Raw genomic sequence first — 22,980 nt, forward strand, 5'->3', positions numbered from 1 at the left:
GGTTCAGATGCCAGAAATCACCGGTTACCATGCACATGTCTATTTCGACGCAGACACGCAAGCGACAGCGCAACAGGTCTGCGAAGAGATGGCGCGCCTTTTTCCCGTCCAAATGGGACGGATGCACACGCGGAATGTAGGACCGCATCCGCGCTGGAGTTGCCAGCTGGGCTTTGCGGCAGGCGCGTTTGATCAGGTCATTCCATGGCTGATGCTAAACCGACAAGGGTTGACGATCTTCACTCATCCGGAAACCGGTGATCATCTTGCAGATCACCGTGATCGCGCAATCTGGATGGGCGAGATGCTGGACTTGGATCTATCCATTTTTGACAAGGCTCACGCCTGAATCAGGGCGCGCGCCTGATCTCGCAGGACGAATTTCTGGACCTTGCCCGTTGACGTCTTGGGCAAGGTTCCGAACACCACCGATTTTGGCGCTTTGAAATGGGCCATGTTGTCCCGGCAAAAGACGATCAGCTCTGCTTCGGTGACTGAGGCATCTGGTTTGAGTTCGACAAACGCACAAGGCGTTTCGCCCCACTTCTCATCCGGCCGGGCCACGACTGCGGCCTCCATCACGGCGGGGTGTTTGTACAACACACCTTCAATCTCGACAGATGAAATATTCTCCCCCCCCGAGATGATGATGTCTTTGGACCGGTCTTTCAAAGCGATGTAGCCATCGGGATGCATCACACCCAAATCACCAGAGGCAAACCAGCCGCCAGAAAAGGCGCCATCCGTAGCCTCGGGGTTTTTCAGATACCCTTTCATCACCACGTTGCCCTGCATGAATATCTCACCCATGGTTTCGCCATCGGCGGGCACCGGATCCAAGGTTTCCGGGTCGGCTACCATCAGCCCAGACAAGGCCGTGTATCTGACCCCCTGCCGCACTTTGAGACCGGCCCTTTCTTCGGCGGTCTTGCCATCCCATTCTTCTTTCCATGCACACACGACCGATGGGCCGTAGGTTTCGGTCAGCCCGTAGACATGGGTCACCTCGATACCCATCGCCTCCATCGCTTCGATTACCGCAGCAGGCGGCGGCGCACCGGCGGTCATCACCTTGATCTGGTGGTCGAAATCCTTGAGGTGATCTGGCGCATGGGCAAGCATGTTCAAAACGATTGGCGCGCCGCAAAAATGGGTAACCTGTTCATCCCGGAATGCCGCATAGATTGGTTCGGCCCGCACCGCACGCAAACAGACCGAGACCCCCGCGTTGGCCGCCATGGCCCAAGGAAAGCACCAGCCATTGCAGTGAAACATCGGCAGCGTCCACAGGTAGACAGAATGCTTGGGCATATCCCAGTCCAGAATGTCCGACTGCGCATTCAGCGTGGCCCCACGATGGTGATAGACCACGCCCTTTGGGTTACCGGTTGTTCCCGACGTGTAATTCAGAGTGATCGCGTCCCATTCATCCGCAGGTAGGGACCACTGGAACTCCGGGTCTCCCTCGCTCAGCAATGCGTCAAAGGTCAGGTCCCCCAGACGCACGCCGCCATCAAAGCTGGGATCTTCGATATCGATGACCAGAAGGTCACGCTCGACCTGCTTTAGGGCCTCTTTGACGACTTCCGAAAACTCGGGGTCGACGATTAGCACCTTGGCCTCTGCATGGTTCAGAATGAAAGCGATGACCGGCGCATCCAATCGCGTGTTGATCGCATTCAGAACCGCGCCTGCCATGGGAACCCCAAAATGCGCCTCATACATTTCGGGGATATTGGCGGCGATGATCGAAACCGTATCACCCTGCCCTATGCCCCGCGCGGCCAAGGCGCTGGCCAGCCGACGGCAGCGGGCATAGGTATCTGCCCAAGTGTATCTGCGAACCCCATACACCACCGACGGGTAATCCCGATACACCTGCGCGGTGCGCTCAATAAAACTGAGCGGCGACAGAGGCGTGTAGTTTGCGCGGCATTTATCCAAATGACGTTCGTAGATGTTTGGGGCAGTCATCCGCGGATCCTCCGTAATCGCAGTGCACGCGACTTGAGCATAAAGTCACCCGTCTGACAAACCCGTAGAAATACGTCGCTCGCGCCGACTGGCGATACGGGATGATGTGATCTGGCCCTATCTACATCCGGTCTTTCGCGGTGATCTGAAGCATCTTAAACACATGCAGGGACATGGTCAGTCCATCTCCCGCGCACCGCATCTCATTGAAAGGACATGTCATGGACGGCACGTTCAACGAAAACGATCTTTCCCGCGTGGTCGAGGCCGATCGCGCCCATATCTGGCACCACCTGATCCAGCATAAACCCTTTGAAACCAATGATCCGCGCATCATTGTCGAAGGCAAAGGCATGCGTGTCTGGGATCAGAAGGGCAAAGAGCATCTGGATGCGGTCTCGGGCGGGGTCTGGACTGTGAACGTGGGCTATGGCCGCGAATCGATCTGTAAGGCGGTGTACGACCAGTTGATGAAGCTGTGTTACTTCGCCAATTCAGCCGGCTCGATCCCCGGTGCCCTGTTTGCCGAAAAGCTGATCGAAAAGATGCCAGGCATGAGCCGGGTTTATTATACGAACTCAGGCTCTGAGGCGAACGAGAAAGCCTTCAAGATGATCCGCCAGATCGCGCACAAGCGCTATGGTGGCAAAAAGACCAAGATCCTGTATCGCGATCGCGATTACCACGGATCGACTCTGGCGACCATGTCGGCGGGTGGGCAAGACGAGCGTAACGCGCAATATGGCCCCTTCGCGCCGGGTTTCGTGCGGGTGCCCCATTGCATGGAGTATCGTAAGCACGAGCTGGATGGCGCGCCTGTTGAGAACTTTGGTGAATGGGCGGCCAATCAGATCGAAGAGGTGATCCTGCGTGAAGGCCCCGAGACGGTTGGCGCATTGTGCCTTGAGCCGGTCACCGCCGGTGGCGGTGTGATCGAAGCGCCAGAAGGGTATTGGCCGCGCGTACAGGAGATCTGCAAGAAATACGATATCCTGCTGCATATTGATGAGGTCGTTTGCGGCGTTGGCCGTACCGGCACCTGGTTCGGCTATCAGCAGTATGGTATCAAGCCCGATTTCGTGACCATGGCCAAAGGCGTTGCCTCAGGCTATGCCGCGATTGCATGCATGGTCACCACCGAGGAAGTCTTTGACATGTTCAAGGACGACACCAGCGACCCGATGAACTATTTCCGCGATATCTCGACCTTTGGCGGCTGCACCGCCGGTCCAGCGGCCGCGATCGAAAACATGCGGATCATCGAAGACGAAAACCTGCTGGGCAATTGCGTCGACATGGGCGACCGCATGACAGCGAACCTGCAGGCACTGATGGAAAAGCACAAGGTTATTGGCGACGTACGCGGCAAAGGCTTGTTCCTTGGGGCCGAGCTTGTCGCGGACCGTTCGACCAAGGAACCGGTGGATGAGAAGCTGGCACAGGCCGTTGTTGCGGATTGCATGGCGCAGGGCGTGATCATCGGCGTTACCAACCGCTCGATCCCCAGCCGCAACAACACGTTGTGCTTCTCGCCAGCTTTGATCGCGACGGCGGATGACATCGACCAGATCACCGATGCAGTCGACGGCGCGTTGGGCCGGGTGTTTAGCTGATCTGATACCTGGGCACCTGCCCTGTAGAAATTATCAAAACCGGCGCCACCTGCGCCGGTTTTTCGTTGAAACACGAGAGTTTGCCAATTTCCCGAACTCGGATAGCCTGCAACCACCACATCCTGACGCAGGAGACCCTCTCGATGTTACGCAATCTCGTCGCAGCCCTCATCCTTGCCATCGCCGCTCCGGCCTCTGCTGATGACGGCAGCGGCTTTCCGCAGATCATCGGCACCTGGACCGGCACCTATCTGGTGGCCTTCGCCAAATCGAACCCAAACCACGATAAAGGTCTGCTGCAGACCGAGATGGAGCTGGAAATCACGAAGCTGGACGGCAACCTGATCACCGCCACCAACCGCTGGCGGCGGATCGGTGACAAGGAGTGGATCGTCGAAGAGGCAATGGGCACCTTCAGCCTGGATGACCCCACGCGCTTTGTTTTGGCCGAGGCCGGGATATCGGGCGATGATGTGTCTTCAGGTATTTTCAACGGGGTCTATGTGGATGACGTGCTTATGGTCACCTATGCTGGTCCGGAAACCGGGGTCGCCTTTGCAGCACAATTGGTGAAGAAGGAAGGTAAGTAGATTGTAACGGATCATTAATTGGGGCGCGAGATTTCGACCTCTTCAAAACGGAATGTACCTGTGCCAAATGCCGCCAGACCAATGCCCGTTCCCCCATTGGAATTGCGGGAATTTGTTGACCGCTTCGAAAAGGGTACCTGAATAAGTTTCGCTCCGTTCGCGTAGAACAATACATGCGGACCACGCACTTGAAAGCTCAGCAAGTTCGGACCATCCGTCTTGATTGCTTCATGTTCGGCACTATGCACGGCGCGCAGTTGGCGCCCGTCTTTCTGGAGGACATGGAAGCGTCCTTGCCCGTCAACTGATAGTGCCAGATACCGTCCCAACTTACCGCTGCCCACAAGAATTCCCGCACCGCCTTTCGCATCGTTCTGGCTTTCTACAAGTGCCGAAATCAGAAGATCCTCGGTGGGCTCTACGGAATCTGCATCCGGAAATTTGACCCAGGCGATATCGTTATAGTGAAGACTTTGCGGGTTTTTACGGTTTTCCATCACTAGGTCTCCATCTGAGACGTAGATCACCCATTGCGACTTTGTCGGATTGAAAAAGATCTGCCCGCCAAGCATTAAGGACTGATCTTCGCCATCAAAGGTCTCTTTTATGACGTCAGGTGCTTCGATCCCGGCCGCTTGTTCCTGCGCGAACACGGTCGTTGAAAAGCTGACGGAGATTAACGCGGTGGCGACAGCTGTTTTTGCAAACTCTTTGATGAAAGCCATATCTTGAAATCCTGCGCTCAACTATTTGGTTCTATGTAGAAAGATCTGCATCTAAAAAGTGTTTTTACTAGGGCGGTTTCCCTCACCTTGGTGTCTTGCGGCAATCGATCGCAAGTTACCACTTTTTTGATACAAAAAAAGCCGCCCCATACGGGACGGCCCTTCATTCACTGTCTCTTTGCAGAGGATCAGGCGGTCAGAGCTGCCTGTGCCTGGGCGACGATCGCGCCGAACGCTTCTGGTTCGTGCACGGCCAGGTCGGCCAGGACTTTGCGATCCACTTCAATACCGGCCAATGTCAGGCCGTTGATGAAGCGGGAATATGTCAGTGCTTCGTCATGGCTACGCACAGCAGCGTTGATCCGCTGGATCCACAACGCGCGGAAGTTGCGCTTGCGGTTCTTGCGGTCACGGGTTGCGTACTGGTTGGCCTTGTCGACGGCCTGAGAGGCAACCTTGAAGGTGCTTTTACGACGACCATAGTAGCCTTTTGCGGCCTTGATGATCTTCTTGTGACGAGCGTGGGTTACGGTTCCACCTTTAACGCGGGACATCTCTAAATCTCCTCTTAACGGTCGTAGGGCATGAAGCCCTTGACGATCTTGGCGTCGGGGGCGGACAGGGTGGTGTTGCCACGGGCATCGCGGATGAATTTCTTGGTCCGCTTGATCATGCCGTGACGTTTGCCGGCCTGGCCAGCAAGGACCTTACCGGTCGCAGTCACCTTAAAGCGCTTCTTGGCGCTCGACTTTGTCTTCATCTTAGGCATTTCCGTCTCCTTTCGGGGTTCGGTACAAAACGCGACTCGGCATGCCACATTGGCCGGTCACGCGATCAGAAGCGCCGTTTACGCAAGTTCGGTCATACTGGCAAGGGGGTTTGGACCAGAATCTGCGGTTTTTGCAGGTCGGTCAGGCACCGGGGCGACGTGCGCCGCCCCGGTGGTGTTGATTAGTGGCCGAATTTGCGGATTTCACCGCTTTTCAGCCGCTCGCTATAGGATGCAAGCTCCTGTCGCACCACTTTCATCAGGAAGTAGAGCGCAAAGACGTTCACAACCGCCATCGCGAAGATCGCCGCATCCGAGAAGTCGATGACCGGGCCAAGATTGGCGGCGGCACCGATGACCACGAAAATGCAGAAGATGACCTTGAACACCAGTTCCTTGGTGTGGCCTTCGCCGAACAGATAGGTCCAGGCCTTGAGGCCATAGTAGGACCAGCTGATCATGGTGGAGAAGGCAAACAGGATCACCGCGATCGCGAGGATATACGGGAACCAGCTGAACGCACTGCCGAAGGCGGCCGAGGTCAGACTGACACCCGAGTTTCCGTCAACAGTTGCGATGGCTGTGCCCGCTTCGTTCAGCATGTAGTTGCCGGTTTCCGGATCAATGATCAACTGTTGGGTGATGATGATGACCAGAGCGGTCATTGTGCAGATCACCACAGTGTCGATGAACGGCTCCAACAGGGACACAAAGCCTTCGGTGATCGGTTCTTTGGTCCGAACCGCCGAGTGCGCAATCGCAGCCGAGCCAACGCCCGCCTCGTTCGAGAACGCCGCACGTTTGAAGCCCTGAATCAGCGCTCCGACCATGCCGCCTGCAACACCCAGACCGGTGAAGGCACCAGCAAAGATCTGGCCAAAGGCCCAACCGATCATGTCAGCATTCATGATGATGATGACCAACGCGGCGAGCACATACAGGATACCCATGAAAGGTACGACTTTCTCGGTCACGCGTGCGATTGATTTCAGACCACCGACGATGACCATGAACACCACGGCTGCAAAGACGATTCCGGTAATCCAGCCCGGATAGTCGCCGACAATGCCTGCGATCTGCTGATGCGCCTGGTTGGCCTGGAACATGTTGCCCCCGCCCAGCGCGCCCAGAATACAGAAGATCGAGAACAGGACCGCCAGTATCTTACCACCCGGCAGGCCCAATTCACTGAACCCTTTGGACATGTAGTACATCGGGCCACCCGAAACCGTGCCGTCTTCGTATTCATTTCGGTATTTAACACCCAGCGTACACTCGGTGAATTTTGACGCCATCCCAAGAAGACCCGCAAGGATCATCCAGAATGTTGCGCCCGGCCCACCGATCCCGACGGCCACCGCCACACCGGCAATGTTGCCTAAACCGACTGTGCCGGACAACGCTGTAGCAAGCGCCTGGAAGTGACTGACCTCACCCGCATCATTGGGATCGGAATAGTCACCTTTCACCAAGCTGATCGCATGGCTGAAAAACCGCGCCTGCACGAACGCGAAATACAGCGTGAAAACCGACGCCGCGATCACCAACCACATCACGATCCACGGGAAACTGGTTCCCGGCAGGGGCGCAAATATGAAGCTGACGAAAGGTCCAGTCAGATCGGCAAACGCCTGATTGATTTTTTCATCCAACCCCGGCGCTTCTTGCGCGGATGCGGACGTGGCCATAAAGGCCGCAACCGCAGGAAGACTATAGTGTTTTAGAGATTTCATCATTCTGCCTCCCCTCAATTCACAACCGTGACCGGAACATCTGCGTGCATCACCAGATTTTGTGTCGAGCTGCCGAACAGACGTTTCTTGAACCCATCCGCCGAAGCCCGGCCAACGACAATTTGTACACCGCCATTCTCAACCGTTATGGAATTCAGCGTTTCCGCCACGTCTCCGTGACGCACTATTCCATGCGCTTCAAATCCAGCTGCTTTCAGAGCGTCAACAGCCGGCGTGACGATGCGTGTCGTCGCCAGATCAACCTCTTCTTCGCGCCGCTTGTGACGCTGTGCGTTTTCTTCCGGTGTTTGGAAAGTGTAGGGGGACCATTCGATTACATATGCAACCAGAAGTTCGCATGTCCCGATCCGCTTGGCCAAGTCTTTGGCAAATGCGATCGCGCGTTCTCCGGTTTCTGTCCCGTCCAGTCCTATGACAATCTTTGTTGTCATCTCGTTCCTCCATTATTGTTAATTTTACCGGGGCCCGTGCCCCCGGCAGAGCAGCCGGAACTTGGAACATTTGGCTTTGACTGCCCTTAGGTCATTTATCAAGAAATTCTACCTGAAAAGGAAACTCATTTTGCCGAATTCACCCATAAGTGTCGTAAAATGCTGAAAATTAGTGCTTTTTTGAATGTCAGAAACGACAGCAGCGGCGTCACAAGGTGTAAAACCTGATGAAGCCGCTGCCAGAATCTCTCAAATCAGTCGGGGTCTTGGCTCCGTTTACTCCGGATCTGTGCTGTAAATCAGGCGCTCGTCACAAGGGGCGACGCGCAAGATGTTCGTCGAGCCGGGCACGTTGAAGGGCACACCTGCTGTCACAACGATCTGATCGGTTTCGGTGGCAAATCCACCTGCGCGGGCTGCGCGGGCTGCATTCACAACGGCACTTTTGAACCGCTCCAACTCGGGCGTCATCACGCAGTTGCATCCCCAACTAAGGCACAATCTGCGCGCCGTCCCTTTTTGTGAGGTCATGGCGATGATCGGCACACCGGGTCGTTCGCGCGCGGTCAGCGACGCCGTTGTCCCGCTTTGAGTAAAACAACAGATCGCCTTGATGTCCGTTTTCTCGGCAATTTCACGGGCAGCCGCGACGATACCATCCGCTACAGTGGTTCCCTTGGCGCTGCGCGAGGCCGCGATGATCTGGGTATAGGTCGGATCAGCCTCAACCTCGATCGCGACCTTGTTCATGGTCTGCACAGCCTCGATCGGATATGAGCCAGCCGCAGATTCAGCGCTGAGCATGATGGCGTCGGTCCCCTCGTAGATCGCGGTTGCCACGTCCGAGACTTCGGCTCGCGTGGGCATCGGGCTTTCAATCATGCTTTCCAGCATTTGCGTGGCAACGATTACAGGCTTGGCGGCACCACGACAGCGTCGAACCAAACGTTTCTGGATCGGGGGAACAGCCGAAACCGGCAATTCAACACCAAGATCTCCGCGGGCGACCATGATCCCGTCTGACGCGGCGAGGATATCGTCAAACGCTTCGACCGCCGCAGGTTTTTCGATCTTGGACAGGATGGCAGCGCGGCCATCAGCCAGCGCACGAGCTTCGAACACATCCTTGGCACGCTGCACAAAGCTCAGCGCCAGCCAGTCAACGCCCAGTTGGCAGACAAATTCCAGATCATCGCGATCCTTGGCCGAAAGCGCGGCCAGCGGCAGAACGACATCCGGAACGTTCACGCCCTTGCGGTTCGATATTGTGCCACCGACTTCCACACTGCAATTGGCAAAGTCCTGACCACACTCCTGCACGAACAGGCGTATCTTGCCATCATTGACCAGCAGACGCGAGCCAGGCTCGAGAGCCGCAAAAATCTCGGGGTGTGGCAGGCAAACTCGGGCACTGTCCCCTGCAGCAGAGTCCAGATCCAGGCGAAATGAGGCGCCCTCTTCCAGCTCTTCCGCGTCCGTGGCGAACACACCCACACGCAGCTTGGGACCCTGAAGATCGGCCAGAATGGCGATCGGACTATCGAGATCTTTTTCGACCTGCCGAATAATGCGATGCCGTTCGCGGATTTCATCATGACTGCCATGGCTCATGTTCAGACGAAACACATCGGCCCCAGCCTCGTGCAGAGCGCGGATGGTGTCATAATCATTAGACGCCGGTCCCAGCGTCGCCACGATTTTTACATTTCTCAGGCGTCGCATTGGTGGTTGCTCTCCTAGATCTCTCAATGTTACCGCAAACAGCGTTTAGGGTGCTTATTGCGCAATTCCCTTTCTGAGGCAACTGCACTACACCTGCGGCAAACTTGATGACAGGCACATGACGTACACCCCATTCTTTACGCACGGCGAGGATCGCCCGTCCCGCTGGTTGATCACATGCGACCACGCAACAAACACGGTCCCCCCAGAAATCAACGGCGGAGATCTGGGCCTGCCCCGCGAAGATATGGAGCGTCACATCGCCTATGATGTCGGGGCTTACGAGGTTTCGAAACATCTGGGCGAGATCCTTAACGCCCCTGTCATTGCGGCCAACTTCTCGCGTCTGGTGATCGATCCGAACCGAGGTGAGGATGATCCAACGCTGTTGATGAAGCTTTACGATGGCTCGATCATTCCGGGTAATCGTCATGCTGATGGGGCCGAGCGCGAGCGGCGACTGAACATGTGCTACCGCCCCTACCATCAAGCTTTGGAACGTATGGCGGCCCTGCCCCATGCCGTGATCGTGTCCATGCACTCATTCACACGGCAACTCCGTGGACGTGACCCGCGCCCGTGGCATGTCGGTGTATTGCACACTTCGGACGAGCGTTTCGCGGATCCGTTGATCAACCTGTTAAAGGCCGAAGGTGATCTGTGTATTGGCGTGAACGAGCCTTATACAGGCGTGCTGCCCGGTGATGCGATAGACAGGCATTGCACGGTACACGGGCGTGCCAACGCGCTGATTGAATTGCGCAATGACCTGATCGCGGATCACCATGGGCAACGCGAATGGGCGGAACGACTGGCCAAGATTCTGCAAGACGCCCTGGCAGATAGCTGCCTGTGACATAAGGGCCAGTAGCGGCCACTTTAAGCCTCACGCTATTGTGAGGCTGCCCCTCAATTCCCATATTATTAGGGCGAAGGAGGCGAAGATGACACAGGAATTCCTGACAAGTGTTTTCGGCTGGATGACCGTTCTCAACATTGCCGTTTTATTGTTTACCACCCTGATGATCGTGATCTTGCAGGACTGGATCGCTGGCGTTCATGGCCGCATGTTTCAGATGGAAAAAACGGACGTCAAAAAGGCGTACTTCCGATATCTGGCAAACTACAAGATCCTGATTATTGTGTTCTGTCTGATGCCATGGCTGGCGCTGCACCTCGCCTGAGGTAGTCACTGACAATTATCCTCGCCCCCCCCCCCCGCGCGGCAATGCTGTTTATTGTAACACGGCCCGGGGATTGCTAGGTCAGTCAAGTTGAACACGCTAACCAGTCGGAGCCCAACCATGGATCAGCAAACCGAAATCGAACTTCAGGCCGCTGCCTTCCGCCGGTTGCAAAAACACCTGATGCAGGACCGGACGGATGTGCAAAACATCGACATGATGAACCTGACCGGTTTCTGCCGAAACTGCCTGTCGCGTTGGTATCAGGAAGCGGCCAACGAAAAAGGCATCGAGATGGGTAAGGATGAGGCCCGTCAGAGTTTCTACGGCATGACGATGGATGAGTGGAAAACCAACTATCAGACTGACGCCAGCCCCGAGAAAAAGGCCGCATTCGACGTCGCTTTTGAAGAAAACGTGGGTAAGAAAGACTAGTTTACCGCGTTGATGTATTGAAAGCCCGCCGGTCTGGCGGGCTTTTTGCGTCTTTGCCCTCAGATTGCGGCTTTTCGGCTTTCGTCCAGATAAATCTCACGCAGACGTTTGGCGATCCGACCCGGTGTTCCGTCACCCAGCTGCACACCGTCAATTTCGACTACCGGCATCACGAACGCGCTGGCCGAGGTGGTGAAGGCCTCATCCGCCTCCTTCGCCTCGTCAATGGTAAACAGGCGCTCTTCGATTTCCATCTGTGCCTCAGCCGCCATGCGCAGCACCGCCTTGCGGGTGATGCCGTGCAAGATGTCGGTCGACAATGGACGAGTAACGATTTTACCATTCTTGACGAAGTAAGCGTTGTTGCTGGTGCCTTCGGTCACGTAGCCATCTTCGATCATCCACGCATCATCCGCGCCAGCCTTTTTCGCCATCATCTTGCCCATCGAAGGATAGAGCAGTTGAACCGTTTTGATGTCGCGGCGACCCCACCGGATATCATCAATTGAGATAATCTTGGCGCCTTTGCGGGAAGCTGGGCTATCCGCCAGTCCAGGCTTGTTCTGAGTGAACAAAACGATGGTTGGTTTAGTGTCATCGGACGGGTACACAAAATCTCGGTCACCGTCGCTTCCACGCGTGACCTGAAGGTAAATCATCCCCTCTTCGATGTCGTTCAGCTCTACCAGCTTGCGGTGAATGATCAGCAGATCCTCTTTGCTGCACGGCGCAGCCATATCCAATTCGTCCAAAGACCGTTTCAGCCGGACCGCGTGACCTTCAAAATCGATCAGCTTTCTGTCCAGAACGCTGGTGACTTCGTAAACGGCATCCGCCATCAGAAAGCCCCGATCAAAGATCGAAATCTTGGCCTCAGCCTCAGGCAGGTATTCGCCATTCACGTAAACGGTGCGGGTCATGTCTTGTCTCCTCAGCCCCAGAGCGCCACTTCGGGTGGGTGCACTCCGGCATCATCAAAAGTCAGCGGGGTGTTGCGGTCTTCGGCCAACAGAAGCGGGCCGTCAAGGTCCGTTACCATCGCACCATGCGCCAGCAATGTCGCAGGCGCCATGGCCAGTGAGCTGCCGACCATACATCCAACCATGACGCGATACCCCTCGGCCAGCGCAGCCGCCCGCAGTTGAAGCGCCTCGGTCAGGCCGCCGGTTTTGTCGAGCTTGATATTGACCACATCGTATTTGCCCTTGAGGGCCGGGAGGCTTGACGGGTCATGACAGGATTCATCTGCGCAAACCGGCACCGGTCGCTCCATCCCGATCAGGGCGTCGTCGCCCCCAGCGGGCAGAGGTTGCTCGACCAGCGCAACGCCAAGCCGCACCAGATGCGGGGCCAGATCGGCGTAAACCTCGGCTGACCAGCCTTCGTTGGCATCGATGATGATGGTCGCGTCCGGGGCACCGGCGCGCACGGCCTCGAGCCGGGGCATGTCATCGGGCGTTCCCAGCTTGATCTTCAGCAGGGGGCGGAACGCATTTTGGGCAGCCTGAGCGCGCATGGCCTCGGGTGTGTCCAAAGACAAGGTGTAAGCTGTAATCTCGGGGCCCGGTACCGGAAGGCCCGCCAGTTCCCATGCCCGTTTGCCTGCTTGTTTGCACTCCAGATCCCACAGCGCGCAATCAACCGCATTGCGGGCTGCACCTGCAGACAGCAGATCCATCAGACTTTCGCGTGTAAAATCCGCGGGCAGACCTGCAATCTCGGCCTCGACCGATGCCAGCGTTTCATCGTAACGGGCATAGGGAACACACTCGCCCCAGCCCTGATGCGTACCGTCAGACAGGCGTACCGTCAGGACTTCGGCCTGGGTTCGTGACCCACGGGAAATGGTAAAAACCTGTGCCAGCCGGAATACATCCCGCGAAACATCAATCTGCATGCTTGTTCCCTTGTTTGCCTGATCGGGTGTCGGGCGACCATCATATTGGTCGCTCAACACTCGAGCCTCTTACAGTGCCGCCAACGCGTCGACCAGCTTGCCCGAGCCAAAGCGGAACGGATCAGTCGCAGGCAGACCCATTTCTGCCTCAACCTTTGCCAGATAAGCACTGGCATCTGCTTCGCTCATATGCTGGGTGTTGACCGAGATGCCAACGACCTGACACTCTGGGTTCGCAACCTTGGCCAGTGCCAACGCCGTATCCCGAAGAGTTGCAAGCGACGGCAGCTGATAGGTTGGCAATCCGCGCATGTGTTCACGGGTAGGCTCGTGGGACAGGATCAACGCATCCGGTTGACCACCATGGATCAGCGCCATGGTCACGCCGGAATAAGACACGTGGAACAGCGACCCCTGCCCTTCGATCAGGTCCCAGTGGTCGTTGTCATTGTCCGGCGTCAACCATTCGACCGAACCGGCCATGAAATCCGCGATCACCGCGTCCAATGGGACACCGTCACCAGTGATCAGAATGCCGGTCTGACCGGTGGCGCGGAAGGTGGACTTCATGCCCCGCTTGCGCATCTCGGCATCCATCGCCATGGCCGTGTACATCTTGCCAACCGAGCAATCGGTACCCACGGCGAGACAGCGCTTGCCTTTGCGTTTGATGCCATTGGCGATCGGGTATTCGACTTCGGGCACACGGACATCGTGCAACTTGCGGCCGGTTGCTTCGGCCACGGCGACCAGATCGGGTTCGTCACGCAGCAAGTTATGCAAACCGGACGCCAGATCGAAACCTTCCTCCAGCGCCATCACCAGAACCTTTTTCCATTCCTGACTGATCACGCCACCCCGGTTGGCCACACCGATAACCAGCGTCTTGGCACCGGCGTCGCGCGCCTCGGCCAGGGTCATGTCGGTCAGGCCCAGGTCTGCCTTGCACCCATCCATCCGGTATTGCCCGACAGCATTTTCCGGGCGCCAGTCCTTGATGCCAATAGCCACTTTGGCCGCCAATTGGTCGGGCGCATCGCCCAAAAACAGCAGATACGGTGTATCGATCATTGCGGTGCACTCCTTTGATTCTGGCATAAGCTAGAGAAGCAACAAGACGAGCATTTCGCGTTTTAAATGATTGCCCGATATTCGCACGCGACATTCTTGCTCATTTTTCGGAATTCACGCGAAAATCTTCGAAGTTTTCAAACTGATTAAACTTTCATCGCTTGTTTCCAACCTAATTGACGTACATTCTGCGCCTGCATTGCCGCACTTGCACAATGATGCTTGCGCTACTCTGCGCAATTTAATACCTCATTGAGCAAGAAAATCGCAATTTCATTACTCACGTGAGGTCCAGATGAGTTTCCGCATCCAACCTGCCGCACCGGCTCGGCCCAATCGCTGCCAATTGTTTGGTCCCGGTTCGAACACCAAGCTGTTTCCTAAGATGGCGGCATCGGCCGCGGATGTGATCAATCTGGATCTTGAGGACTCGGTGGCCCCGTCGGACAAGGATACCGCCCGCGCCAATGTGATCGAGGCGTTAAACACCGTCGATTGGGGCGACAAATACATGTCCGTGCGCATCAACGGGTTGGACACGCCTTACTGGTACCGCGACGTGGTCGATGTGCTGGAACAAGCCGGAGACCGTCTGGATCAGATCATGATCCCAAAGGTCGGGTGCGCGGCGGATGTCTATGCAGTTGACGCGCTGGTCACAGCGATCGAGCGCGCCAAGGGGCGGACCAAACCGATCTCGTTCGAGGTCATCATCGAATCCGCAGCTGGCGTCGCGCATGTCGAAGAAATCGCAGCATCATCCCCCCGGATGCAAGCGATGAGCCTGGGGGCCGCCGATTTCGCCGCTTCGATGGGCATGCAAACCACCGGTATCGGCGGTACGCAGGAAAACTACTATATGCTGCGCGAAGGCGAAAAGCACTGGTCCGATCCATGGCATTGGGCGCAGGCCGCAATCGTCGCCGCCTGTCGTACGCATGGTGTACTGCCTGTAGACGGCCCGTTTGGCGACTTTTCGGATCATGACGGCTACATCGCGCAGGCCAAACGCTCGGCAACGTTGGGCATGGTCGGAAAGTGGGCTATTCACCCCAAGCAGATCGCGCTGGCCAATCAGGTCTTTACCCCATCGGATGAGGCCGTGTCAGAGGCCCGTGAAATCCTGGCCGCCATGGAACAAGCCAAAGCCAATGGTGAAGGCGCAACTGTCTACAAGGGCCGGCTGGTCGACATCGCATCAATCAAGCAGGCCGAGGTTATCGTTGCCCAGGCTGAATTGATCGCGTCGAACGGCTAAGTCACAGACAACATCAAAAAACGCAAAAGGCGCCGTGATGGCGCCTTTTTTGTTTCTAATGGACTGTCTTTTTGATTTCAGCGGCCGAACACGTCGTTCGGCGTCCAGGTGAAGCGCTCGCCCTGCTTACCCCATTTCATCATCAGGCATGACGATCCGTATTTCTGAAAATACTTGATCTTCAAAGGGTACCATCCGGCTTGCGGAACTTCGACCTCGGTCCGTTGATTGGCTTCGCACGGCTGTCGCCCGTTCACATACCCAATCTGCTGCCCACCAATCCACGCTTCGAGCCCATCATTCGACCACGTCTCGAGTTCATAGACGCCCGCCGCGTCGAAACGGATATACCCGGAAATATCGGCAGCAACGTTGTAGGCCTTGTTAAACGTAAGGACTGGGTCGCCATCTTCAGTATCGCGATAATCCAAACCCTTCAAAGGTGGTCCGGCTTTTGCCTTTTTCAGAAGATGCTTCACTTTGGACAGGTTTTGAATTTTCCGCGGCGGGTTCCCCTCCCACGCGTATTTCACATCCAGCCCTGCCTTAGGGCTGGGTTGCGGGCTCGCAGGTTGCAGTTTCAGAGGCGCGGAAATTGAAGCGCTGGCAATGAGCGCAATGGCAAGAGCCATCGCCCCGGTTCGAACGTAATTCATATTTGTCTCCCTGTGCGCCCTATTCTTTGGATTGGTTCCAATGGCGACGTCATTGAGATGACACTAGGACGTGAGTTTTTACCCTGCAAGAGCGTGAAAGTTCACAATTTCACCGTCAGGCCCGCAAATCCTTGGGTGATCCCATCACCACATAAGACGTAATTGAGGTGACATGCGGCAGGGTTCCCAGCACCTCGGTATGGAATGTTTTATAAGATGGCAGGTCAGCGCATTCGACCCGTAGCAGATATTCGATGGTGCCAGTGATGTTATGACACTCGACCACTTCAGGTGCCCGCTGCAGCGCGCGTTCGAACCCCTCTTGCGCCGCTTTGGTATGCTCCCCCAGACCGACACCGATATAGGCGACAAACCCAACGCCCAGTGCCGCCGGGTTCAAGACCGCCCGGTAGCCGCTGATCACACCAGCCCGCTCCAGCTCTTGCACACGGCGCAGGCAGGCGGACGGGGACAGCCCAACGCGATCTGCAAGTTCCAGATTGCTGATACGCCCATCCAGAGAAAGCTCTCGCAATATTTCGTGGTTTATTCGATCAATTTTCACCATTAGTTGCAGAAAATATGCAAGCGCGCACGAAAACGCAATTTCATTTACCATCAAAGCGGCAATTATCCACTTTATGACTTATGACATTTTGCTGGCCCTGATCACCTTCGCATTCGTGTCCTCGATCACACCGGGACCGAACAACCTGATGTTGATGGCGTCAGGCGCAAATTTTGGGTTCCGCCGGACAATCCCGCATATGCTAGGAATTGGTCTCGGGTTTACATTCATGGTCTTACTGGTCGGAGCCGGTCTGGTTCAGGTGTTCGACCGGTATCCCCTAAGCTACACCATCCTCAAGGTCGCATCAGTCGCATACCTGCTTTATCTCGCGTGGAAGATCGCACATGCCGCACCGGCGCGGGGACAAGATCTGTCAGGCACACCAATGACGTTTCTGCAGGCCGCAGCCTTTCAATGGGTCAATCCAAAGGCCTGGGCGATGGCGTTGACAGCGACAACAGCTTACACACCTGATCAGACGCTTAACGCTATTGTGGTCGTAGCTCTGGTATTTGGCGCGATCAACTTGCCATCCGTCAGCACGTGGACGTTGCTGGGGCAACAGATGGCGCGGATCCTGACCAATCCGCGCCGGTTACTGGTGTTTAACTGGACCATGGCAGCGTTGCTCGTGGCCTCGCTGTATCCAGTCCTCTGGCCGACTTAAGTCATTTCAACGGCAGGCAGATTTCAGTCAACAGGTCTTCTGGCGGGGTTTCACGAGGGTCGTTCAGGTAGATCTCGTAACACGGTTGGTCTGCCGGTTCTTCGCCCGATGCCGGAAGCCAGTTGCCAAACAAACTGTGATAGGCGGCGTGAAGGCCGGAATACGGTCCTTTGAACGTCAGCACTGCCGTTTTCCCTCCGGGGATCTGAAGGTCATCCATCCCGTCAGGCGTGGCGTCCCCCCGGTACTCGGCCCCCGCATAGCTGCGCAGCTGATCTTCGGGAACAGTATCAGGACTGTCGAGATACAGACCAATCACCGGGCCAACCTTGGACCACAGCTGGCGCGACTCGCACAGGGCGCCAAAGGCCTCAAAGCTTTTGCCGATTTCGCCATAGGCCCCTTTGTGCGGCAGGGCGATAACGCGGCGGGCTGGCTCGGTACGTGTTGTAACGGGATGCATTGGATATTCTCCGGTTTTGAAATGTGGGTTGGCTGGCAGAAACTGCCCGGCCTTGCGAAAGGCTGTGGGGCTTCTGCCGTAGGCCTCGGAAAAGGCCCGCGCAAAAGACTTTAGATTGGGATAACCGACCGCGACCGCGACCTGTGCAACTGGCTTGTCCGATTGCACCAGCCAGATGGCGGCGCGGTGCAACCGCAAACGCCGCACGGATTGCGCACAGGTTTCACCGGTGAGCGCGCGAAAAACACGATGCCAGTGAAACCGCGACATAGCTGCGACATCCGCCAGCGTGTCCAAAGACAGGTCCCCTGCGGGGTTGTCATGGATATAGGCCAATACGCGCAATACGCGGTCTTCATAGCTTGTGGCCATAAGGATATCCCTTTCGTCTGCTTGCCCTACCGAAGTCGCATATTCCCAACCCACAAATCTTGCTGAGTTGCATCCCGGGCGACCTTTGGTCATATAGCAGGGAACTTCCGCGTTGAGAGGCGTCATGACCCAGTATCTGGATTTCGAAAAACCGCTGGCCGAGATCGAAGGCAAAGCCGAGGAATTGCGTGCGCTGGCCCGCGCCAATGAAGAGATGGACGTGGCCGAAGAAGCTGCCGCGCTGGATACCAAGGCCGCCAAACTGCTGGACGAGCTTTATGCCGATCTGACCCCCTGGCGGAAATGTCAGGTGGCACGCCACCCAGAGCGCCCGCATTGCAACAACTATGTCGATGCGCTGTTCACTGAATTTACTCCTTTGGCGGGCGACCGAAACTTTGCTGACGATCTGGCGGTGATCGGTGGTCTGGCGCGGTTCGACGATCAACCGGTGATGGTGATCGGGCACGAAAAGGGCTCGGACACAAAATCGCGGATCGAACGCAACTTTGGCATGGCGCGCCCCGAAGGGTATCGCAAGGCTGTACGACTGATGGAAATGGCCAGTCGCTTTGGCTTGCCGGTGATCACGCTGATAGACACAGCGGGCGCGTATCCCGGCAAAGGTGCAGAAGAACGTGGCCAGTCCGAAGCCATCGCACGGTCGACAGAAATGTGCCTGAAGATCGGTGTGCCACTGGTTTCCGTGATCATCGGTGAAGGTGGGTCAGGCGGTGCCGTCGCCTTTGCCACAGCCAACCGCGTCGCGATGCTGGAGCATTCGGTGTACTCGGTAATTTCACCTGAAGGCTGCGCCTCGATCCTGTGGAAAGATTCCGAGAAGATGCGCGAGGCGGCCGAAGCGCTACGTCTGACCGCTCAGGACCTGCACAAGCTAGGCGTTTGCGACCGGATCATTACTGAACCCAAAGGCGGCGCGCATCGGGATCGTGAAGCAGCGGTTGAATCGGTACGAGCCGCCATCGCCGCGATGCTGAAAGAGCTGGACGGCAAAGATTCGGCGGCCCTGATCAAGGACCGCCGTCAGAAGTTTCTGGATATCGGCTCCAAAGGGTTGGCGGCCTAAGCCGTCAACCACCCAGCTGGCGCAGCAGCGCAACAGACGGATCTCCGGTTACCGACAAACCATTGGCGCGCTGATACGCGCTGATCGCAGCTTCGGTGTTCTTGCCGATCACACCATCCGCGCCTTGTGTGTCATATCCTGCAGACGTCAGACGTCGTTGCAGTTCTTTGCGATCTTTCAGTGACAGGCCGGTTGCATCAGGCCCGAATGACGCCTTAAACGGCGCGCCACCCGCAATTCGGTCTGACAAATGCCCGACGCCAATCGCGTAGCTGTCCGAGTTGTTGTAGCGTTTAATCACCTGAAAATTGCGGAACACGGCAATCCGCGGCCCGGGTGTCTGTGGCTGCAGCACAGCCACGGGAGTTCCGGACACCGTCCCGGCCTCTCCTCCCCAGGGCTGCCCACGCACCCAACCGGCACGCGAAAGGTAAGCGGCTGTTGACGCCAGCGAATCCGTCGGGTCCTCTGACCAGATATCCCGCCGCCCGTCCCCGGTGAAATCAACCGCATAGGCGAGGTATGAGGTTGGGATGAACTGAGTATGCCCCATGGCGCCGGCCCAGCTGCCAGTCATATTGGCTGGTGTTGTATCGCCATTCTGCAGAATTTTCATCGCCGCAACCAACTGGCTTTCAAAGAACTGACCACGCCGACCGTCATAGGCCAATGTCGACAGTGCCGAGACCACAGGAACATCACCACGCCGCGCGCCATAACGGCTCTCAAGACCCCAGACGGCAACGACCACTTCTTTGTCGACGCCATATTGCGACTCGATCTGCGACAAAACAGGGCCGTAACGCTGCAGCATCTGCTGACCTGTGCTGATGCGTTCATCCGAGGCTGCGATTGCCAAATAGTCTTCCAGCGAGCGTTTGAATTCGACCTGATTGCGGTCACGCTCAATCACGTCGGGCAGATACCCTGCCCCGGCAAAAGCGCGGTCGATCGTGGTTTGGGAAATTCCCTGAGACGCAGCGCGCCCTTTGAAATTTGCCACCCACGCATCCCAGCCCGCATTGGGAACCGGTCGCATGCGCGATGCTGGCGCGCTGGATGGCACTGTGCCATCTGTACAGGCGGCCAGCAGGCTTGACCCAAGCCCGATAGAAAATGTCCGTCGATTGATCATGACTGTAATCTGCTCTTGTTTGTGATTTGCCTCAGCGTAGCGCAGTCGGCTTTCTCAGACCAGAACCGTGCGCATTCCCCTGCGGCCGGTTGGCAAGTCGGCGACAAGCCGCTCAACTCACCAACAGGCGCAGGCCTTGGGTTACATCTGAACGCACCGCCAGCCGCAATCCTGGCTCGTCTCCGGCCTTGAGCGCCGCGATGATCAGTTTGTGATGATGAGGCGGCTCAGTGCGTCTGAGTCGCCCGTAAAGCGCGCGCATCGTGGGGCCCAGTTGCAACCACACCGTTTCGGCAATCGCCAGCATCGCGGGGGCTTGCGCGCGCAGATAAAGTGTCCGGTGGAATTCTAGATTGGCACGAATGTATCCAACGGCATCGCGCTTGGTCACCATCTCTGCGACGTTCATATTGATGCTCTGCAACCGGTCGATCAAAGCAATATGGGCGCGTGGCAAAGCCCGGCTGGCCAGTTCAACCTCAAGAAGCGCCCGTAACGCGGCCAGTTCCTCGATCCGATCATTGGTCAGTTCCGGGGTCGACACACGCCCGGACGATGACAGGAACAGCGCCCCTTCGGCGACCAGACGGCGCACAGCTTCGCGCGCCGGCGTCATCGATACTCCGAACTCCTTGCCGATGCCACGCAAGGTCAACGCCTGACCCGGGGCAATCTCGCCGTGCATAATGCGTGATCGAAGGGCGCGATACACCCGGTCATGTGTGGCGGGCTGACTGTCAGTGGGACGTGTACTTAACATAGCGGCCATGTGATCACAAAAATCTTCGGGGTCAACCGGGCGAGACATCAAACCTGTAGCGGTGCAACTCTGCCCCGTTGTCCCGCAACCATCGGCGCGGCTTTTCGTATGGGCCAAATATTCGCTCGACCTGCGACCAGAATGCTGGCGAATGGTTCATTTCGGCCAGATGTGCCACCTCATGTGCAGCTACATAGTGCAAGACCTCCGGCGGCGCGAGGATCAATCGCCATGAGAACATAAGCCCACCTTGCGAACTACATGACCCCCACCGCGACCGCGTATCACGGAGGCTCAGACTGGTGTAGGAACGACCCAGAATCGCCGCGTAGTCATCGCAGGCCCCGGTTAATCGATCTCGCGCAAGTTCTTTCAAAAAACGAGCCAATCGACGCGGTTCAGCCCCTGCAGGAACCGCCACCGCATCGGGCTGCAATAACACCCGTCGGCCAGATGCAGGCACGATTCGCCGGTCAGCCCCCTCAATAGGGATCATCAGTCCGACTTGAACCTCTGCCAAAACGGGCTGTTCTTGAAGGTGCTGCCTGATCCACTCCTCCTTGGTACGTGCAAAACTCAGCGCCTCAGATTCGGGAACACCTTGCGGGTAAGTCAGGGTAACCCGCCCATCCAACTGGGAAATCCGCAAGCTGATGCGCCGCGCGCGCGCTGACTTTCGCAATGTCAGCGGCACCGGAGGCCTCCCCGGCAGTGCGTGATCTTCCATATTGCAATTTCTCCTGCGCAAAGGCTTTGACAGTGCCCGCCGCCTGTGGCAGGTGAGCTGAATCATTTAGACGACACACCTGATATCAAGGGGATTTGACATGCCCAAGGAAGAATGGGGCGTAAAGCGTGTTTGCCCGACCACCGGTAAGCGATTTTACGACCTGAACAAAGACCCGATCATCAGCCCCTACACCGGCGATGTCGTGGAGCTTGAAACCGGCAAAAGCCGCATGATCGCGGCAGATGCCGAAGATGCCGCGTCGGCCAAGGCGCGCAAAGACACATCCGAAGAAGAGGCGACTCTTGAAGAGGATGATACGGTCGACGTCGAACTGGACGATGATCTTCTGGACGATGATGATGACAGCAACGACGATGTACCGTTGGATGAAATCAGTGATATGACGACGGAAGACGAAAGTTAAATCCGGCGCGAGGCGGTCCCTGCCGCCTCGCTCCAAACCGCGACCGATGCGCCCGGAAACTTTTTGTGCAATTCCAATTTTGGACTTGAACTCATCCGCGCCGTCTCATAAACGTCCGTCCACCGCTGATGCGGTACCAGTATGGGGCCTTAGCTCAGTTGGGAGAGCGCTTGCATGGCATGCAAGAGGTCAGGGGTTCGACTCCCCTAGGCTCCACCAAAACCTAACAGATGATCCGCCACCCATAGTTTTTCCTTTTTGGCAGAAGGATTTTCCTTTCGCATTGGGTGATCGGGACTGCATCACTCCCCCCCCCAAAAAATATTTCGTAGCATCGCTTCTGAGGGCGTGCATGCATCATCTAATCGGCCTATATCTCGTCTCCGCATTTGGGAGCAGAGATTTTGAAAGCTAAGTTAAGAAGAATTGTCAACGGCGGAGTAAAATTCTGCCACGGGGCGGAGCAAAAGTCGTCCATTGCTTGGGTGGCCGACGCCTTGGCAAACGCGCTCCCAAATAGCTGGCGGTTGCCAAGGCGTCTTGGTCCGTCAGGACCAATCTTTTCCGCGTATTAGGAGTTCTGCCGAGCCCTGCTCTGTGCCAGACGATAGCTTTCTCCGTTCATCTCCAGGATGCTGACATGGTGGGTCAGCCGGTCGAGCAAGGCACCGGTGAGGCGCTCTGATCCGAAC

The 22,980-nt window shown here is 56.7% G+C and carries 27 protein-coding genes and 1 tRNA gene; 11 read left to right on the forward strand and 17 right to left on the reverse strand.

Annotated features, from left to right (window positions below; genetic code table 11):
- The first annotated feature begins 7 nt into the window (after window positions 1-7).
- Window positions 8-349 carry a DOPA 4,5-dioxygenase family protein gene (locus tag D9K61_RS17620; RefSeq protein WP_120634536.1) on the forward strand — a complete coding sequence of 114 codons (342 nt, stop codon included), beginning with the start codon at window positions 8-10 and terminating at the stop codon, window positions 347-349.
- Here the strand turns inward: D9K61_RS17620 and D9K61_RS17625 are convergent.
- Window positions 340-1,974, reverse strand: a complete 1,635-nt coding sequence (locus D9K61_RS17625) for an acyl-CoA synthetase (RefSeq protein WP_120634479.1) — start codon at window positions 1,972-1,974, stop codon at window positions 340-342. The two genes, D9K61_RS17620 and D9K61_RS17625, sit on opposite strands and share 10 nt — an antisense overlap.
- 221 nt (window positions 1,975-2,195) lie before the next feature.
- On the opposite strand from D9K61_RS17625, the gene D9K61_RS17630 reads away from it, so the two are divergent.
- Window positions 2,196-3,587, forward strand: coding sequence for an aspartate aminotransferase family protein (locus D9K61_RS17630; RefSeq protein WP_120634480.1), 1,392 nt, complete (start codon window positions 2,196-2,198; stop codon window positions 3,585-3,587).
- Window positions 3,588-3,730: 143 nt separating this feature from the next.
- Window positions 3,731-4,177, forward strand: a complete 447-nt coding sequence (locus D9K61_RS17635) for a hypothetical protein (RefSeq protein ID WP_120634481.1) — start codon at window positions 3,731-3,733, stop codon at window positions 4,175-4,177.
- A gap of 14 nt (window positions 4,178-4,191) precedes the next feature.
- Here D9K61_RS17635 and D9K61_RS17640 read toward each other — a convergent pair whose 3' ends face one another.
- From D9K61_RS17640 to pyk, 6 genes are all read right to left on the reverse strand, one after another.
- On the reverse strand, window positions 4,192-4,902 hold the full coding sequence (locus D9K61_RS17640; RefSeq protein ID WP_120634482.1) for a hypothetical protein: 711 nt from the start codon (window positions 4,900-4,902) through the stop codon (window positions 4,192-4,194).
- A gap of 188 nt (window positions 4,903-5,090) precedes the next feature.
- The gene (gene rplT / locus D9K61_RS17645; protein WP_120634483.1) at window positions 5,091-5,456 is read right to left on the reverse strand and encodes a 50S ribosomal protein L20; all 366 of its coding nucleotides are present in this window, start codon (window positions 5,454-5,456) and stop codon (window positions 5,091-5,093) included.
- A gap of 14 nt (window positions 5,457-5,470) precedes the next feature.
- Window positions 5,471-5,671, reverse strand: coding sequence for a 50S ribosomal protein L35 (gene rpmI, locus D9K61_RS17650; protein ID WP_120634484.1), 201 nt, complete (start codon window positions 5,669-5,671; stop codon window positions 5,471-5,473).
- 182 nt (window positions 5,672-5,853) lie between these two features.
- Window positions 5,854-7,404, reverse strand: a complete 1,551-nt coding sequence (locus D9K61_RS17655) for a sodium:alanine symporter family protein (protein WP_120634537.1) — start codon at window positions 7,402-7,404, stop codon at window positions 5,854-5,856.
- Between the two features lie 14 nt (window positions 7,405-7,418).
- Window positions 7,419-7,856 (reverse strand): universal stress protein, encoded by a 438-nt coding sequence (locus tag D9K61_RS17660; protein WP_120634485.1) that lies wholly within the window; start codon window positions 7,854-7,856, stop codon window positions 7,419-7,421.
- A gap of 276 nt (window positions 7,857-8,132) precedes the next feature.
- Window positions 8,133-9,578 carry a pyruvate kinase gene (pyk, locus tag D9K61_RS17665; protein ID WP_120634486.1) on the reverse strand — a complete coding sequence of 482 codons (1,446 nt, stop codon included), beginning with the start codon at window positions 9,576-9,578 and terminating at the stop codon, window positions 8,133-8,135.
- A gap of 118 nt (window positions 9,579-9,696) precedes the next feature.
- Here pyk and D9K61_RS17670 point away from each other — a divergent pair, with 118 nt between their 5' ends.
- The 3 genes from D9K61_RS17670 (at window position 9,697) to D9K61_RS17680 (ending at window position 11,197) form a co-directional block, all read left to right on the forward strand.
- Window positions 9,697-10,434: an N-formylglutamate amidohydrolase gene (locus D9K61_RS17670; RefSeq protein WP_120634487.1), complete on the forward strand. Its 738-nt coding sequence runs from the start codon at window positions 9,697-9,699 to the stop codon at window positions 10,432-10,434.
- An 88-nt stretch (window positions 10,435-10,522) separates the two neighbouring features.
- Entirely contained in the window at window positions 10,523-10,762 is a 240-nt protein-coding gene (locus D9K61_RS17675; RefSeq protein WP_120634488.1) for a DUF6868 family protein, read from the forward strand.
- Window positions 10,763-10,882: 120 nt separating this feature from the next.
- On the forward strand, window positions 10,883-11,197 hold the full coding sequence (locus D9K61_RS17680) for a DUF1244 domain-containing protein (RefSeq protein ID WP_120634489.1): 315 nt from the start codon (window positions 10,883-10,885) through the stop codon (window positions 11,195-11,197).
- A gap of 59 nt (window positions 11,198-11,256) precedes the next feature.
- On the opposite strand, the gene D9K61_RS17685 is transcribed toward D9K61_RS17680, so the two are convergent.
- The 3 genes from D9K61_RS17685 to dgcN all read right to left on the reverse strand — a co-directional run bounded on the left by D9K61_RS17685 (window position 11,257) and on the right by dgcN (window position 14,165).
- Complete coding sequence (locus tag D9K61_RS17685; protein ID WP_120634490.1) at window positions 11,257-12,117, reverse strand: D-amino-acid transaminase; 861 nt, start codon at window positions 12,115-12,117, stop codon at window positions 11,257-11,259.
- An 11-nt stretch (window positions 12,118-12,128) separates the two neighbouring features.
- Window positions 12,129-13,094: an N-acetyl-D-Glu racemase DgcA gene (dgcA, locus tag D9K61_RS17690; protein ID WP_120634538.1), complete on the reverse strand. Its 966-nt coding sequence runs from the start codon at window positions 13,092-13,094 to the stop codon at window positions 12,129-12,131.
- 69 nt (window positions 13,095-13,163) lie between these two features.
- Window positions 13,164-14,165 carry an N-acetyltransferase DgcN gene (gene dgcN / locus D9K61_RS17695; protein WP_120634539.1) on the reverse strand — a complete coding sequence of 334 codons (1,002 nt, stop codon included), beginning with the start codon at window positions 14,163-14,165 and terminating at the stop codon, window positions 13,164-13,166.
- 295 nt (window positions 14,166-14,460) lie between these two features.
- Between dgcN and D9K61_RS17700 the strand changes: the two genes are divergently transcribed.
- Window positions 14,461-15,423, forward strand: coding sequence for an L-malyl-CoA/beta-methylmalyl-CoA lyase (locus tag D9K61_RS17700; RefSeq protein WP_120634491.1), 963 nt, complete (start codon window positions 14,461-14,463; stop codon window positions 15,421-15,423).
- 77 nt (window positions 15,424-15,500) lie between these two features.
- Here the strand turns inward: D9K61_RS17700 and D9K61_RS17705 are convergent, their stop codons facing one another.
- Both D9K61_RS17705 and D9K61_RS17710 read right to left on the reverse strand, forming a co-directional pair.
- On the reverse strand, window positions 15,501-16,079 hold the full coding sequence (locus tag D9K61_RS17705) for a PA14 domain-containing protein (protein ID WP_120634492.1): 579 nt from the start codon (window positions 16,077-16,079) through the stop codon (window positions 15,501-15,503).
- 115 nt (window positions 16,080-16,194) lie between these two features.
- Complete coding sequence (locus D9K61_RS17710) at window positions 16,195-16,647, reverse strand: Lrp/AsnC ligand binding domain-containing protein (RefSeq protein ID WP_254055813.1); 453 nt, start codon at window positions 16,645-16,647, stop codon at window positions 16,195-16,197.
- Between the two features lie 73 nt (window positions 16,648-16,720).
- Between D9K61_RS17710 and D9K61_RS17715 the strand changes: the two genes are divergently transcribed.
- Complete coding sequence (locus D9K61_RS17715; RefSeq protein WP_120634494.1) at window positions 16,721-17,317, forward strand: LysE family translocator; 597 nt, start codon at window positions 16,721-16,723, stop codon at window positions 17,315-17,317.
- A gap of 1 nt (window position 17,318) precedes the next feature.
- Here the strand turns inward: D9K61_RS17715 and D9K61_RS17720 are convergent, their stop codons facing one another.
- Window positions 17,319-18,152, reverse strand: coding sequence for a GyrI-like domain-containing protein (locus tag D9K61_RS17720; RefSeq protein ID WP_120634540.1), 834 nt, complete (start codon window positions 18,150-18,152; stop codon window positions 17,319-17,321).
- A 124-nt stretch (window positions 18,153-18,276) separates the two neighbouring features.
- On the opposite strand from D9K61_RS17720, the gene D9K61_RS17725 reads away from it, so the two are divergent.
- Window positions 18,277-19,239 carry an acetyl-CoA carboxylase carboxyltransferase subunit alpha gene (locus tag D9K61_RS17725; RefSeq protein ID WP_120634495.1) on the forward strand — a complete coding sequence of 321 codons (963 nt, stop codon included), beginning with the start codon at window positions 18,277-18,279 and terminating at the stop codon, window positions 19,237-19,239.
- 4 nt (window positions 19,240-19,243) lie between these two features.
- Here D9K61_RS17725 and D9K61_RS17730 read toward each other — a convergent pair whose 3' ends face one another.
- The 3 genes from D9K61_RS17730 to D9K61_RS17740 form a co-directional block, all read right to left on the reverse strand.
- Window positions 19,244-20,374 carry a lytic murein transglycosylase gene (locus D9K61_RS17730; protein ID WP_120634496.1) on the reverse strand — a complete coding sequence of 377 codons (1,131 nt, stop codon included), beginning with the start codon at window positions 20,372-20,374 and terminating at the stop codon, window positions 19,244-19,246.
- A gap of 112 nt (window positions 20,375-20,486) precedes the next feature.
- Entirely contained in the window at window positions 20,487-21,134 is a 648-nt protein-coding gene (locus D9K61_RS17735) for a GntR family transcriptional regulator (protein ID WP_254055814.1), read from the reverse strand.
- Between the two features lie 31 nt (window positions 21,135-21,165).
- Window positions 21,166-21,861 carry a M48 family metallopeptidase gene (locus D9K61_RS17740; protein WP_254055815.1) on the reverse strand — a complete coding sequence of 232 codons (696 nt, stop codon included), beginning with the start codon at window positions 21,859-21,861 and terminating at the stop codon, window positions 21,166-21,168.
- A 100-nt stretch (window positions 21,862-21,961) separates the two neighbouring features.
- Between D9K61_RS17740 and D9K61_RS17745 the strand changes: the two genes are divergently transcribed.
- Both D9K61_RS17745 and D9K61_RS17750 read left to right on the forward strand, forming a co-directional pair.
- On the forward strand, window positions 21,962-22,288 hold the full coding sequence (locus tag D9K61_RS17745; protein ID WP_120634498.1) for a TIGR02300 family protein: 327 nt from the start codon (window positions 21,962-21,964) through the stop codon (window positions 22,286-22,288).
- A 143-nt stretch (window positions 22,289-22,431) separates the two neighbouring features.
- Window positions 22,432-22,507, forward strand: a tRNA-Ala gene (locus D9K61_RS17750).
- A 352-nt stretch (window positions 22,508-22,859) separates the two neighbouring features.
- Here the strand turns inward: D9K61_RS17750 and D9K61_RS27350 are convergent.
- The coding region (locus D9K61_RS27350; protein ID WP_216825829.1) for an ATP-binding protein at window positions 22,860-22,980 on the reverse strand (121 nt) is incomplete at its 5' end.

This window comes from Ruegeria sp. EL01, assembly GCF_900313035.1.
Taxonomy (GTDB): domain Bacteria; phylum Pseudomonadota; class Alphaproteobacteria; order Rhodobacterales; family Rhodobacteraceae; genus Ruegeria.

Excerpts from the sequence above, each read along its gene's own strand:
- D9K61_RS17620 (WP_120634536.1), top strand. The coding sequence starts at position 8 with ATGCCAGAAATCACCGGTTACCATGCACATGTCTATTTCGACGCAGAC.
- D9K61_RS17625 (WP_120634479.1), bottom strand. The coding sequence starts at position 1,974 with ATGACTGCCCCAAACATCTACGAACGTCATTTGGATAAATGCCGCGCA.
- D9K61_RS17630 (WP_120634480.1), top strand. The coding sequence starts at position 2,196 with ATGGACGGCACGTTCAACGAAAACGATCTTTCCCGCGTGGTCGAGGCC.
- D9K61_RS17635 (WP_120634481.1), top strand. The coding sequence starts at position 3,731 with ATGTTACGCAATCTCGTCGCAGCCCTCATCCTTGCCATCGCCGCTCCG.
- D9K61_RS17640 (WP_120634482.1), bottom strand. The coding sequence starts at position 4,902 with ATGGCTTTCATCAAAGAGTTTGCAAAAACAGCTGTCGCCACCGCGTTA.
- rplT (WP_120634483.1), bottom strand. The coding sequence starts at position 5,456 with ATGTCCCGCGTTAAAGGTGGAACCGTAACCCACGCTCGTCACAAGAAG.
- rpmI (WP_120634484.1), bottom strand. The coding sequence starts at position 5,671 with ATGCCTAAGATGAAGACAAAGTCGAGCGCCAAGAAGCGCTTTAAGGTG.
- D9K61_RS17655 (WP_120634537.1), bottom strand. The coding sequence starts at position 7,404 with ATGAAATCTCTAAAACACTATAGTCTTCCTGCGGTTGCGGCCTTTATG.
- D9K61_RS17660 (WP_120634485.1), bottom strand. The coding sequence starts at position 7,856 with ATGACAACAAAGATTGTCATAGGACTGGACGGGACAGAAACCGGAGAA.
- pyk (WP_120634486.1), bottom strand. The coding sequence starts at position 9,578 with ATGCGACGCCTGAGAAATGTAAAAATCGTGGCGACGCTGGGACCGGCG.
- D9K61_RS17670 (WP_120634487.1), top strand. The coding sequence starts at position 9,697 with ATGACGTACACCCCATTCTTTACGCACGGCGAGGATCGCCCGTCCCGC.
- D9K61_RS17675 (WP_120634488.1), top strand. The coding sequence starts at position 10,523 with ATGACACAGGAATTCCTGACAAGTGTTTTCGGCTGGATGACCGTTCTC.
- D9K61_RS17680 (WP_120634489.1), top strand. The coding sequence starts at position 10,883 with ATGGATCAGCAAACCGAAATCGAACTTCAGGCCGCTGCCTTCCGCCGG.
- D9K61_RS17685 (WP_120634490.1), bottom strand. The coding sequence starts at position 12,117 with ATGACCCGCACCGTTTACGTGAATGGCGAATACCTGCCTGAGGCTGAG.
- dgcA (WP_120634538.1), bottom strand. The coding sequence starts at position 13,094 with ATGCAGATTGATGTTTCGCGGGATGTATTCCGGCTGGCACAGGTTTTT.
- dgcN (WP_120634539.1), bottom strand. The coding sequence starts at position 14,165 with ATGATCGATACACCGTATCTGCTGTTTTTGGGCGATGCGCCCGACCAA.
- D9K61_RS17700 (WP_120634491.1), top strand. The coding sequence starts at position 14,461 with ATGAGTTTCCGCATCCAACCTGCCGCACCGGCTCGGCCCAATCGCTGC.
- D9K61_RS17705 (WP_120634492.1), bottom strand. The coding sequence starts at position 16,079 with ATGAATTACGTTCGAACCGGGGCGATGGCTCTTGCCATTGCGCTCATT.
- D9K61_RS17710 (WP_254055813.1), bottom strand. The coding sequence starts at position 16,647 with ATGGTGAAAATTGATCGAATAAACCACGAAATATTGCGAGAGCTTTCT.
- D9K61_RS17715 (WP_120634494.1), top strand. The coding sequence starts at position 16,721 with ATGACTTATGACATTTTGCTGGCCCTGATCACCTTCGCATTCGTGTCC.
- D9K61_RS17720 (WP_120634540.1), bottom strand. The coding sequence starts at position 18,152 with ATGGCCACAAGCTATGAAGACCGCGTATTGCGCGTATTGGCCTATATC.
- D9K61_RS17725 (WP_120634495.1), top strand. The coding sequence starts at position 18,277 with ATGACCCAGTATCTGGATTTCGAAAAACCGCTGGCCGAGATCGAAGGC.
- D9K61_RS17730 (WP_120634496.1), bottom strand. The coding sequence starts at position 20,374 with ATGATCAATCGACGGACATTTTCTATCGGGCTTGGGTCAAGCCTGCTG.
- D9K61_RS17735 (WP_254055814.1), bottom strand. The coding sequence starts at position 21,134 with ATGTTAAGTACACGTCCCACTGACAGTCAGCCCGCCACACATGACCGG.
- D9K61_RS17740 (WP_254055815.1), bottom strand. The coding sequence starts at position 21,861 with ATGGAAGATCACGCACTGCCGGGGAGGCCTCCGGTGCCGCTGACATTG.
- D9K61_RS17745 (WP_120634498.1), top strand. The coding sequence starts at position 21,962 with ATGCCCAAGGAAGAATGGGGCGTAAAGCGTGTTTGCCCGACCACCGGT.